Here is a 12,089-nt window from a genome sequence, read left to right on the forward strand (position 1 = left end):
GATGCCTGAAAGGGCATTTTTATTTTTGTAGATTAATAATTTCACATACCGTATTTCATATAAAAAAACATAAAATATTTATAATTAAAAAAGTATGTACATCGCGGTGTATTTACTTGTCAATCTTGCATGACCACTATACTATTAAAATGTAGAGATTAGAAAAAAGGGGTTGTATCTAGCATGAAATTTGAGATGCATACAAAAATTATTTCAAATGAAAAAGAAGTAAGATTACATATAGAAGATAATTTATTTCAATTAATTTTAGATGGTTATCATCTATTTACTATTCAAGAAATATTGCCTTTATATAAATCAAACGAAGAAAGAATCGGTAGTGCAATTGTCCAAAAGTTAGAATGGGAGAACGGAAAAACTACACTAAACTATCAGCTTGTTTCACTACAATCAGTAAACTAAAAGGAGAAGGGTAATATGAAGTTTTTTCATACAGCGGATTGGCATTTAGGTAAGCTTGTTCATGGTGTATATATGACTGAAGATCAAAAAATTGTGTTAGATCAGTTTGTACAAGCTGTTGAAGAGGAAAAACCGGATGCTGTAATTATTGCAGGAGATTTATATGACCGAGCAATTCCACCTACAGAAGCAGTAGACTTATTAAATGATGTATTACAAAAGATAGTTATTGATTTACAAACACCAATAATCGCAGTTGCAGGAAACCACGATAGTCCGGACCGCATACATTTTGGTAGTAATTTAATGAAAAAACAAGGATTACATATTGTTGGACAATTCCAGTTTCCATACAATCCTGTTGTTTTAAATGATGAATACGGAGAGGTTCATTTCCATCTCGTTCCGTATGCAGATCCAAGTATTGTTAGACATATATTGAAAAATGAAGATGTTCGTTCTCATGATGATGCGATGCGTATTTTTATGAACGAACTCTCTGAAACGATGGATAAAGCAGCGAGACACATATTTGTAGGACATGCATTTGTAACTTCTTCAGGAGAGGCAGAGGAAAATACGAGTGATGCGGAACGACCACTTTCAATTGGTGGTGCTGAATATGTAAATAGCCATTATTTTGATAAGTTTCATTACACGGCGCTTGGCCATTTACATCAAGCGCATTTTGTACGTAATGAGACAATTCGTTATTCAGGTTCACCACTTGCATATTCTATTTCTGAAGAAAAGCATAAAAAAGGATATTATATTGTGGAACTGGATGAAAAAGGTGAAACAACAATTGAAAAACGTTTACTTACACCACGTCGTAAAATGCGTACAGTAGAAGCGAAAATAGACGATTTATTGCTTCATCCAGTGAGTGAAGATTATGTATTTGTGAAATTATTAGATGAAAATCCTGTCTTGCAGCCAATGGAAAAAATACGTTCTGTATACCCAAATGCAATGCATGTTGAAAGATCTATTCAAAGACGAGAGTTCACAGATGAAAATGAAGTAACTGTTTCAAGACATAAAACGGATGATTTATCTCTTTTAAAAGCATTTTATAAAGAAATGAAAGGGCTAGATCTATCAGAAGAGAAAGAACGTCTATTTTTAGATGTTTTGCAAACAGTGCAAGAACGGGAAGGTGAGCGAGGATGAGACCGATTCAACTTATAATGACCGCGTTTGGTCCATATAAACAGAAAGAAGTAATCGATTTTAAAGATCTTGGTGAGCATCGTATTTTCGCTATTTCTGGAAATACAGGAGCTGGAAAGACAACGATTTTTGATGCAATTTGTTATGTATTATATGGAGAAGCTAGTGGAGAAGAGCGCAGTGATACTAACATGCTTCGTAGCCAATTTGCTGATGATGATGTTTATACAAGTGTGGAATTAACTTTTCAATTAAAAGGAAAAAGTTATGAAATTAAACGACAACTGGGCCATAAAAAACAAGGAAATAAAACAATTACAGGACATGCAGTCGAATTATATGAAGTAATTGATGAGGAGAAAGTTCCATGTGTCGATCGTTTTCATGTAACGGATGTAAATAAAAAAGTTGAAGATTTAATTGGATTAAGTAAACATCAATTTAGCCAAATTGTCATGTTACCGCAAGGAGAGTTCCGGAAATTATTAACATCTGAAACGGAAAATAAAGAAGAAATACTACGCCGCATTTTTAAAACAGATCGTTATAAATTAATGCGTGAGATATTAGATCAAAAGCGTAAACAATGGAAAGACGTCTTACAAGAAAAACAAAAAGAACGTGAGCTATATTTCCGTAATGTATTTAAATTACCAATACGTGATGGGGCATTATTAGAGACATTAGTGGAGCAAGAGCATGTAAATACACATCAAGTAGTAGAGGCATTAGAACAAGAAACAAATTGGTACAATGCAGAGGTTGAGCAATTACACTTAGAACAAAATGACAAAACGAAACAATTAAAAGAAGCAGAGGCACGTTTTCATGCAGCAAAAGCTGTAAATGAGAAATTCAAAGATTTAGAACAAAAGAATGAGAAGTACAGTATTTTACAAGAAAACCGTGCCGTAATCGAAATGAAAGAAAAATCTTTTAAACATGCGGAACAGGCGAAGCGATTATTACCATTTGAGCAATGGCATGAGGAAGCGATGCAATATGAACAGCAGTCTGAAAGTTTGTTAAAACAGATAATCGCAAAAAAAGAGCATATAATGAACAGTTTTGCACTTGCTCAGGAGAAATATGAAGCATTAAAGAATAAGGCATCCGAGCGAGAAAGTGCTAAAAAACAAGTTCAAAGACTAGAAGAGTTACAGCCAATTATTGCATCATTAGCTGAGAAAAAGTTAAATTTGCAAAATGCTGAAATTCAAATAGGAAAATTAAAAGAAGGTATGCAAAAGTTAGATGAACAACTAGAAGCGCATAAAAATGAAAAACAAAGAATGTCTGGCGAATTACAGCAATTAGAAGCAGCGCTTGAACAATATGTAGCTAAAGTAGAAGAACTAACGAATATGCGAGAAGATGCAAAAGTATTAAAGCAGGCATATGATGTATGGCAAGAAAAACAAAAATACGAGCTAGAAAAAGAAAGTGCGTTTCATAAGATGCAACAGGCAGTTAGTACATATGAAAATATGGAACGCCGCTGGTTAAGTGAACAAGCTGGTATATTAGCTCTTCATTTACATGATGGTGAATCTTGTCCAGTATGTGGTAGTATGGACCACCCGAAAAAAGCTACAGAGCAAAGTAATGCAATTGATGAAAAAGAGTTAAATGAGCTAAGAGAAAAGAAAACTATTGCGGAAAAATTACATGTTCAATTAGAAGAAAAGTGGAATTTCTATCGAGTTCAATATGAACAAGTGATAGAAGAAGTGCTAAAGCGAGGCTATCGCTCAGAAGAATTAGTAGAAACATATAGTGCGCTCGTTCAAAAAGGAAAGCAATTAGCAGCAGAAGTTAATGCGTTAAAAGCAAGTGAAGAAACGCGTAAGCAAATTGCTGTGAATATAAAAAGCGTAGAAGAGAAAGTAGAAGAACTCCAGAAACAAAAGCGTGAAGTAGAAACTGTGCAGCACCGTACTGAAATGGAGTGTATGCAGCTTCGTACGTCATATGAACATGATAAGCAAAATATTCCGGAAAGCTTGCAAACGGTACAAGCTTGGAAAGTACAGTTTGACCAAGCTCTGCAAGAACTTAGGTTAATGGAAGATGAATGGGAGAAAGTACAAGAGGCGTATCAACATTGGCAAAATGAAAATATACGTATTCAAGCAGAACATGATAATGCTTCTAATCAATTTAATAGTGCAAAAGAGAAGAAAGAAGAGACGTTCACACGCTTTATGAAAGAGCTAGAACAAAGCGGATTTACAGATCAATTAACATATAAAGAATCCAAATTAAATGATGCTGAGATGGATAAGTTACAACAAGAAATCCAAAGTTATTACTCATCTCTAGAAGTACTTACAAAACAAATTGAAGAATTAAAAGCAGACTTAAAAGATAAAGAGTATATGGACATTTCTTCATTGGATGAGCAAGTGAAAGAATTGGAAATTAGCCTTGATATTATTAAAGAAAAACGACAACGTGCTCAAAACGCCGTATCATATATTACGGATTTACATGAAAATATTAAACGAATTGATGAACAAATTCATGAGGAAGAAAAAGCATTCCAAGAACTTGTTGATTTATATGAAGTAATGAAAGGGGATAACGATAGTCGTATATCCTTTGAACGTTACATCTTAATTGAGTATTTAGAACAAATTGTTCAAATTGCGAACGAACGACTACGTAAATTATCAAATGGACAATTTTATTTAAAACGAAGCGAACGAGTTGAAAAGAGGAATCGACAAAGTGGATTAGGATTAGATGTATATGATGCATATACAGGTCAAACCCGAGATGTAAAAACATTATCTGGCGGTGAGAAATTTAACGCATCACTTTGCTTAGCACTTGGAATGGCAGATGTAATTCAAGCGTATGAGGGTGGTATTTCCATCGAAACGATGTTTATCGATGAAGGATTCGGCTCATTAGATGAAGAGTCATTAACGAAAGCAGTTGACGCCCTAATCGACTTGCAAAAATCAGGTCGCTTTATCGGTGTAATTTCACACGTTCAAGAACTGAAAAATGCAATGCCAGCTGTATTAGAAGTAACGAAGCAGAAGGATGGGTGTAGTCAGACGAGGTTTGTGGTGAAATAAGCTTGTCAAATTGAAAGTATCTATCCTTACTTTGAACATTGTACCAAATTGTTATAACGTTTTTTCAATTAAGTTCAAATGAATTTAATAATGTTTTTATATAAAGCCGTCTCTATAGTAGAGGCGGCATCTTTATTATTTAAAGGAATGAATGATGCAATTATGAATCATTTGAAGAAGGTGGCGTATTTGCCAAACGATTATAACTTTTAAAGGCTGAAATTGCAGATATAACACCACCTGTTAAAAATAAAGCTGAACCACCAACTAAAATAATACGACTGACATATGTTTCACGAGCTTCTTCAACTTGTTCTTGTGACGGTGTTGGCATATAAAGTCCCCCTCAATATTAATGTGTTTTGCAATAGTATATACAAATGCCTAAAATATGTTAAAATCACTGGATAGTATTATGAGGAAGTATATAGTTAGATGTGAATTGTTTGAAAAATCTTCATTATAAATTTATGCTAACTTCACATAGAGCACAAATTGAAATTGTATTATGTATATGTACCAAATAGATGAAATTGTATAGTATTGCTGTTTTTAAATAATCAAAATCCTATTATTTCTATATAAGGGTCTTAATTGTATATTTAGAGATAATATTTTATTTAGAAGCAGATTTTAATAAAAAGGAATTCAAATAAAAGGGGAATGTCTTATGACAACATATACGAGCGAGATAAAAAAAAGTTTAGTAACTGAAGAAGATGTGGATATTTTAAAAATAATGGCGCATCCAATACGATTACAAATTGTAAATGAATTAAGTGCACGCAAAACTTGTAATGTAACACAATTAACAGAAATATTAAATATTCCTCAATCGACTGTTTCGCAGCATTTATCAAAAATGAAAGGTAAAGTGCTAAGAGCTGAGAGAAGAGGGTTAGAAATTTATTATTATATTAATAATTTAAAAGCAAGCAAGATTGTTAGTGTTTTAGGATATGTAAATTAATGAATTGTTATTATACAAAATAGCCTCCGCTGTTAAGCAGGGGCTATTTTGTATTGTATTGTATTGTTTTATTTATTTGCATTTAAAATTTTATAGTTTTTATGATTTACAATTGTTCGGTCAAATTCAAAAGTACCACCGCTTACATCTGTGACTTCAACTAAGACCGATTCAGTGTATAGTTTTAGTACAGATGCTGTGATCTTTAAGTTATTTCGTTGAAATAGTATAGTATCGCCTACGTTTGCTTTCATAGTACCTCCTTATAAAAGTCAGAAATGTTTGTTTATTATATATATTAAACCACGTATAGATATATTAGTGAATGTTTAGTTTTATTTATCAATAAAATATTTGTTGTTTAATAAAAATTAAAGTGCAAAATTATGTAAATGAATTATATATTTTCTGTTTTTATGTAGAAAATTGTAAAAAACGTTGTACTTTTGTATGTTTCGTTAGAAAAACAAGATATACGGAAGTGGAAATGGTGGGATTTTTGATTACAAGCATTGTAACGAGAAGCCAGATTACAAGACTATTAAATGATTTGTATTAAGAAATATAGACGCAACATGTTATAAAGCTGGGGAGTTAAAAAGAATATGGTGTTTTTTTGTTTATATAGGATAATCAAAATTTTGAAGTCCAGCCATGGTGTAACAGGGCGCATAACTTTGTATAAAAGAGGATATGAAAACACACATAAGTCGTATTGATGTAAAACATTATAAAAACTACTACGTATTTAACAAGTAGTTTTTTGTATTTCACCCTTCGTTTTCTGTAACTGATTCCATATTTTTGACGCTCCATCTTGTAAGTGCTTACATAAGCGAAAACATCCTATACAATGAAGTTGTTAAGTCGAATGAGGTGGCGAAAATAAAAATAAAAAAAGCATATTTAGCGAATAGCATTGAAATAGAAAGAGGAGGAGAGATGGTATGAAAAAATCATCGGTTAATCCATGGCTTGTTGTCCTTGGAACAGTCATAGTACAAATGGGGCTTGGTACGATATATACATGGAGTTTATTCAATCAGCCCTTAGTGAGTAAATACGGTTGGAGTCTTAACGCTGTTGCTATAACTTTCTCAATTACTAGCCTGTCTTTAGCGTTTTCAACTTTGTTTGCGAGTAAATTGCAAGAAAAATGGGGACTTCGTAAACTTATTATGATAGCTGGACTAGCATTAGGAATTGGATTAATACTTAGTTCACAAGCTTCCTCATTAATATTGCTTTATGTACTAGCAGGGGGTGTTGTAGGTTATGCAGATGGTACAGCATATATCACTTCATTATCCAATTTAATAAAGTGGTTTCCAAAGCGTAAAGGTTTAATTGCTGGTATTTCTGTCTCTGCATATGGTTCAGGTAGCTTAATTTTTAAATATATTAACGCACAGTTAATTGAATCAGTTGGTGTATCACAAGCGTTTATATACTGGGGTTTAATTGTTACAGCTATGATTGTCCTTGGCGCTTGTTTAATCCATCAAGCTGCAGATCAAGGAGCAGTTCATGAAACAAAAACTCAGGAATATACAACGAAAGAAATGTTAGGCACAAAACAAGTATACTTATTATTTATTATGTTATTTACATCATGTATGAGTGGCTTATACTTAATTGGTATGGTAAAAGACATTGGTGTTCAACTTGTAGGGCTTAGCGCAGCGACAGCAGCTAATGCGGTGGCTATGGTTGCAATCTTCAATACATTAGGTCGTATTATTTTAGGGCCGTTATCAGATAAAATCGGCCGTTTAAAAATCGTTACTGGTACATTTGTTGTTATGGCAGCTTCAGTCTTGGTTTTAAGTTTCGTAGATTTAAATTATGGTATCTACTTCGTATGTGTAGCAAGTGTAGCGTTTTGCTTTGGTGGAAATATCACTATTTTCCCAGCTATCGTGGGTGATTTCTACGGTATGAAAAACCATAGTAAGAACTACGGAATTGTGTATCAAGGATTTGGATTTGGAGCGCTCGCTGGTTCCTTTATCGGTGCAGTTCTAGGTGGATTCAAACCAACTTTCATGGTGATCGGCGTATTATGTGTCGTATCATTTATTATCGCACTTTTAATCCAAGTGCCTAAGCAGAAAAAAGAAAAAGAAGAAGAGTATCGCAGTGTAGCGTAAGTATATAAATCTTCTTTAACACTATGTTTACTAAAAAGCACCCTATTTAATAGGGTGCTTTTTTATGAATTACAACATGTGGAATTTTCTAGAGGCAAAAAAATGAGTAAAGTATCCGTTTGGATTATATTGGAATATCATAAATTGATATATTATATTCGAAATACTTATTAAATCTTAAATTATAAACACGACATGCATCGGTAATTGCAAGATATACTTTCTCGATATTTTCAGAAAAATGTTGAGAAAATATATACTTGAGTTTTTGGTAAGGCTTTGTAAATGAAGGTATCTACAGTTTATCTTCTTCAATTTTAAAAAGAGGAGTACGAATTAAATTTTTTAATGTAAGTACTTATTAATGCTTTTAGATGTAATTGTATTGAGAAGTACTAAAATATTTTATCTGAAAAATAAAAATAGGTTGACAAGTTTATTGAGAAAGATTATCATTTCGATGTAAGAATATTAAATGAAAAACATTATCAATGAATAATATTTTGATGAAAAGTACACTTGACCAATTAGTTTAGTAAGTGTATTATTTTTTACATTGATAGTGATAATCGTTATCATTATCACTATTTGTTTAATTAGATCAATTTTCAAATGAAAGGATAGAGGAAATGAACTTAGGGGAATTTGATGGAAAAACGGTTTTAGTAACAGGTGCAGCTCAAGGTATAGGCAGTGTTGTTGCCAAAATGTTTTTAGAAAGAGGAGCTACAGTTATTGCGGTTGATCAAAATGAAGAGGGGTTAAACGTACTCTTAAATGAAAATGAATTAAATGAAACACGTATGAAAACATTTCATTTAGATGTGAGTGATAGTACCGCTGTTGAAGATATGGTAAACGGTATTGAAAATGATATAGCACCAATAGATATATTAATAAATGTTGCAGGGGTATTACGTATGGGACCAATTCACTCTTTAAGTGATGAAGATTGGAATAAAACCTTCTCTGTAAATTCTACAGGAGTTTTCTATATGTCTCGAGCAGTAAGTAAACATATGATGCAAAGAAGGTCAGGGGCAATTGTTACAGTTGGTTCAAATGCGGCAAATACTCCGAGAATGGAAATGGCTGCGTACGCTGCATCAAAAGCTGCAACGACAATGTTTATGAAGTGTTTAGGATTAGAGCTTGCAGCATACAATATTCGCTGCAACTTAGTTTCTCCTGGTTCTACTGAAACTGAAATGCAAAGATTACTATGGGCTGATGAGAATGGAGCTGAAAATATAATTGCTGGTTCTCAAAATACATATAGACTCGGTATTCCGTTACAAAAAATTGCACAACCTTCAGAAATTGCTGAAGCAGTATTGTTTTTAGCTTCTGATAAAGCGAGTCATATTACAATGCACAATTTATGTGTCGATGGCGGAGCTACATTAGGAGTTTAATAAAAAATTCAGGAGGTTATTATACTATGAATGAACTTACAGCCGTAAAGGAACTGTCAGAAAAACTTTTAGAAGATTATAAGACAGAATCTTCATTCTTTTTCACTTCACCAACTCGAACAATATTAGCAGAAGGAGAGTTTACTACAGTAAAACATCGTGAAATTGAAAGCTTTCCAGAACTTGTACAAGCGGTATTAAGTAATGCAAAACAAGCCGGAAATCCGAATCCTATCGTTGTTGGTGCTTTGCCCTTTGATCGTAGAAAAGAAGTTCAACTTATCGTACCAGAACATAGTAGAATTACTGAGCGTTTACAGTTAGAGACGACAAATGAGATAAAACGAAATGAGAAACTGACATTTGAAATGACACCGGTTCCAGCTCCTGAAGTTTATATGGATGGTGTGAAGCAAGGAATAGCAAAAATTCAGGACGGAGATTTAAGAAAAATCGTTCTATCTAGATCATTGGATGTTAAGTCTTCCGAGAAAATTGATCAACAAAAACTACTTCGTGAATTAGCGGAACATAATAAGCACGGCTACACATTTGCTGTTAATTTGCCGAAAGATGAAAACGAGTACAGTAAGACGTTAATTGGAGCAAGTCCTGAATTACTTGTTTCACGTCATGGTATGCAAGTAATTTCTAATCCGTTGGCTGGCTCAAGACCACGAAGTGAGGATCCAGTAGAAGATAAAAGAAGGGCAGAAGAATTACTTTCTTCTCCAAAAGATTTACATGAACATGCGGTAGTAGTTGAAGCGGTTGCCGCTGCGCTTCGCCCTTACTGTCATATATTACATGTTCCAGAAAAACCCTCAGTTATTCATAGTGAAGCAATGTGGCATTTGTCTACGGAAGTGAAAGGTGAACTAAAGGACCCAGATACGTCTTCTTTAGAATTAGCAATTGCTCTTCATCCTACGCCAGCAGTTTGCGGAACTCCAATGGAAGAAGCGAGAGAGGCTATTCAAAAAATTGAGCCATTTGACCGTGAATTCTTTACAGGAATGTTAGGGTGGAGCGATTTAGATGGAGATGGCGAATGGATTGTTACAATTCGTTGTGCTGAAGTGCAAGAGAATACACTTCGCTTATATGCAGGTGCTGGAGTTGTTGCTGAATCAAAGCCAGAAGATGAGTTAGCAGAAACATCTGCTAAGTTCCAAACAATGTTGAAGGCTTTAGGGTTAAGAGATAATGCGCTGAATGAAAAATAGGGGGAAGAAAGAATGTTAATAGGTTATACGGAATGGCCAAAAGAATTTGCCAATCGCTATCGAGAAGAAGGGTGTTGGCTTGGAGAAACATTTGGTTCGATGTTAAAAGAACGCGCTGAAAAATATGGGGATCAAATTGCGGTTGTAAGTAGTAATACGCATATAACGTATAGTGAACTTGATAAAAAGGTAGATCGCTTAGCTTCAGGTTTACTGAATTTAGGAATAAAGAAAGAGGACCGAGTTGTAATCCAGTTGCCTAATATTATAGAGTTTTTCGAAATATGCTTTGCGCTATTTCGCATTGGAGCACTTCCTGTTTTTGCACTACCTTCTCATCGCAGTAGTGAAATTAGTTATTTTTGCGAGTTCGGTGAGGCGAGTGCTTACATTATTTCAGATAAGGCTCTCGGCTTTGATTACCGAAAACTAGCAAGAGAAGTGAAAGAGAAAGTTCCCGCTTTACAACATGTAATCGTAGTGGGGGAAGAAGAAGAATTCGTGAACATAACTGATCTTTATATGGATCCGATTCCGTTACCAGAAGTTCAGCCAAGTGATGTTGCGTTTCTCCAATTATCAGGAGGGACGACAGGACTTTCTAAATTAATTCCTAGAACACATGATGACTATATTTATAGTTTACGTGTTAGCGCTGACATTTGTAATTTAAATGCAGAAAGTGTCTATATGGCAGTTCTTCCAGTAGCACACAATTACCCGATGAGTTCTCCAGGGACATTTGGAACTTTTTATGCGGGTGGAAAAGTAGTATTGGCAACTGGAGGTAGTCCAGATGAGGCATTTGCTCTTATAGAAAAAGAAAAAGTTACGATTACAGCGCTCGTTCCACCATTAGCAATGATTTGGCTTGATGCAGCATCTTCCCGTAACGACGATTTATCGAGCCTGCAAGTTATTCAAGTAGGAGGTGCGAAATTTAGTGCCGAAGTTGCGAAGCGTATTCGCCCTACATTTGGATGTACGTTACAGCAAGTGTTCGGTATGGCAGAAGGGTTAGTAAATTACACAAGATTAAATGATCCTGAAGAAATCATTATTCATACGCAAGGTAGACCGATGTCTACATTCGATGAAGTAAGGGTTGTTGATGAAAATGATAACGATGTAAAACCCGGTGAAGTAGGAAGTTTATTAACAAGAGGGCCATATACAATTCGTGGTTATTATAAAGCGGAAGAGCATAATGCACGATCATTTACAAAGGATGGATTTTATCGTACAGGAGATCTTGTGAAAGTAAATGAACAAGGTTACATCATTGTAGAAGGAAGAGATAAAGATCAAATTAATCGTGGCGGTGAGAAGGTTGCTGCGGAAGAGGTTGAAAATCATCTATTAGCACATGATGCAGTACATGATGTAGCAATTGTATCTATGCCTGACGATTATTTAGGAGAACGCACTTGCGCTTTTGTTATCGCTCGTGGACAAGTCCTAACTGCAAACGAATTAAAAATGTTCTTAAGAGAACGTGGTATAGCAGCTTATAAGATTCCAGATCGAATTGAATTTATTGAATCATTCCCACAAACAGGTGTTGGAAAAGTAAGCAAAAAAGAATTACGTAAAGTCATTGCTGAAAAACTTATTACAGTAAAACAATAATAAAAATCGGAAGGAAG

At 34.3% G+C, this 12,089-nt stretch carries 10 protein-coding genes; 8 read left to right on the forward strand and 2 right to left on the reverse strand.

The window, feature by feature from the left end; all coding sequences use genetic code 11:
• The first annotated feature begins 183 nt into the window (after positions 1-183).
• Genes MKY70_RS11960 through MKY70_RS11970 form a run of 3 tightly spaced genes read left to right on the forward strand, consistent with a single transcriptional unit; the run spans position 184 to position 4,682 of the window.
• Positions 184-423 (forward strand): DUF2584 family protein, encoded by a 240-nt coding sequence (locus MKY70_RS11960; RefSeq protein ID WP_002085739.1) that lies wholly within the window; start codon positions 184-186, stop codon positions 421-423.
• Positions 424-438: 15 nt separating this feature from the next.
• The gene (locus MKY70_RS11965; protein WP_341024358.1) at positions 439-1,596 is read left to right on the forward strand and encodes an exonuclease SbcCD subunit D; all 1,158 of its coding nucleotides are present in this window, start codon (positions 439-441) and stop codon (positions 1,594-1,596) included.
• The gene (locus MKY70_RS11970) at positions 1,593-4,682 is read left to right on the forward strand and encodes an AAA family ATPase (RefSeq protein ID WP_088032893.1); all 3,090 of its coding nucleotides are present in this window, start codon (positions 1,593-1,595) and stop codon (positions 4,680-4,682) included. The genes MKY70_RS11965 and MKY70_RS11970 overlap by 4 nt, the downstream gene beginning before the upstream one ends.
• Before the next feature lie 160 nt (positions 4,683-4,842).
• On the opposite strand, the gene MKY70_RS11975 is transcribed toward MKY70_RS11970, so the two are convergent.
• Entirely contained in the window at positions 4,843-5,016 is a 174-nt protein-coding gene (locus MKY70_RS11975) for a hypothetical protein (RefSeq protein WP_002157923.1), read from the reverse strand.
• Positions 5,017-5,352: 336 nt separating this feature from the next.
• Between MKY70_RS11975 and MKY70_RS11980 the strand changes: the two genes are divergently transcribed.
• A complete protein-coding gene (locus MKY70_RS11980) occupies positions 5,353-5,652 on the forward strand; it encodes an ArsR/SmtB family transcription factor (protein ID WP_002012759.1) in 300 nt (99 codons plus the stop codon).
• A 68-nt stretch (positions 5,653-5,720) separates the two neighbouring features.
• Here the strand turns inward: MKY70_RS11980 and MKY70_RS11985 are convergent, their stop codons facing one another.
• Positions 5,721-5,906 (reverse strand): YkvS family protein, encoded by a 186-nt coding sequence (locus tag MKY70_RS11985; RefSeq protein ID WP_002012762.1) that lies wholly within the window; start codon positions 5,904-5,906, stop codon positions 5,721-5,723.
• 693 nt (positions 5,907-6,599) lie between these two features.
• Between MKY70_RS11985 and MKY70_RS11990 the strand changes: the two genes are divergently transcribed.
• From MKY70_RS11990 to MKY70_RS12005, 4 genes are all read left to right on the forward strand, one after another.
• Positions 6,600-7,802, forward strand: coding sequence for an L-lactate MFS transporter (locus MKY70_RS11990; protein ID WP_341024361.1), 1,203 nt, complete (start codon positions 6,600-6,602; stop codon positions 7,800-7,802).
• Positions 7,803-8,431: 629 nt separating this feature from the next.
• The gene (dhbA, locus tag MKY70_RS11995) at positions 8,432-9,217 is read left to right on the forward strand and encodes a 2,3-dihydro-2,3-dihydroxybenzoate dehydrogenase (RefSeq protein ID WP_002012767.1); all 786 of its coding nucleotides are present in this window, start codon (positions 8,432-8,434) and stop codon (positions 9,215-9,217) included.
• Positions 9,218-9,243: 26 nt separating this feature from the next.
• Positions 9,244-10,443 carry an isochorismate synthase DhbC gene (dhbC, locus tag MKY70_RS12000; protein WP_341024362.1) on the forward strand — a complete coding sequence of 400 codons (1,200 nt, stop codon included), beginning with the start codon at positions 9,244-9,246 and terminating at the stop codon, positions 10,441-10,443.
• 12 nt (positions 10,444-10,455) lie between these two features.
• Positions 10,456-12,072, forward strand: a complete 1,617-nt coding sequence (locus MKY70_RS12005; protein WP_002192926.1) for a (2,3-dihydroxybenzoyl)adenylate synthase — start codon at positions 10,456-10,458, stop codon at positions 12,070-12,072.
• Positions 12,073-12,089: the final 17 nt, after the last annotated feature.

The organism is Bacillus sp. FSL R9-9492, assembly GCF_038007365.1.
Lineage (GTDB): Bacteria > Bacillota > Bacilli > Bacillales > Bacillaceae_G > Bacillus_A > Bacillus_A mycoides.